This is a genomic window from Streptomyces rubellomurinus, from assembly GCF_000961885.1.
In the GTDB taxonomy this organism is placed as follows: Bacteria; Actinomycetota; Actinomycetes; order Streptomycetales; family Streptomycetaceae; genus Kitasatospora; species Kitasatospora rubellomurina.
Genome location: NZ_JZKH01000319.1, coordinates 1 through 489, shown reverse-complemented (window position 1 = coordinate 489; position 489 = coordinate 1). Strand labels below are relative to the sequence as shown.

Annotated in this window: 1 protein-coding gene; it reads right to left on the bottom strand. The window is 70.6% G+C overall.

The features are described 5' to 3' along the window. Positions 1-489: DUF8189 domain-containing protein (locus VM95_RS38015; protein WP_045706203.1), on the bottom strand; the 489-nt coding region annotated here is incomplete at both ends.

The window sequence follows — 489 nt, the reverse complement described above, 5'->3', positions numbered from 1 at the left end:
AGCTGGGAGTCGGCGGGGCCTGCGGCGGGTTCCCAGTCGGACCAGGTGGTGGGGTTGGTCTGGTACTTGTGGTAGACGCCCTTGGGTCCGGAGGCGAAGACTTCGAGGCGGCCGTCCTGGTTGTGGTCGACGGTGAGGCCGTGGCCGCCGCCGCCGAAGGTCTCCCAGCTGGACCAGGTGCCGTTGACGGCGGTCTGCCACTGGTGTTGGAAGGTGGTGCTGTTGAGGGCGAAGACTTCGAGGCGGCCGTCCGGGGCCTTGCCGAGTTTGATCCGGCTGTCGGCGGGGCCGCCGCCGGTGGGTTCCCAGTCGGACCAGCCGCTGTTGGGGGCGGTCTGGTACTTGTGGAAGACGCCGACCGGTCCGGAGGCGAAGACTTCGAGGCGGCCGTCCTGGTTGGCGCCCACGGCGATGGTGTGGCCGCCGCCGCCGAAGGTGTCCCAGGCGGACCAGGTGCCGGAGGGCTGGAGCTGGTAGCGGTGCTGGAGG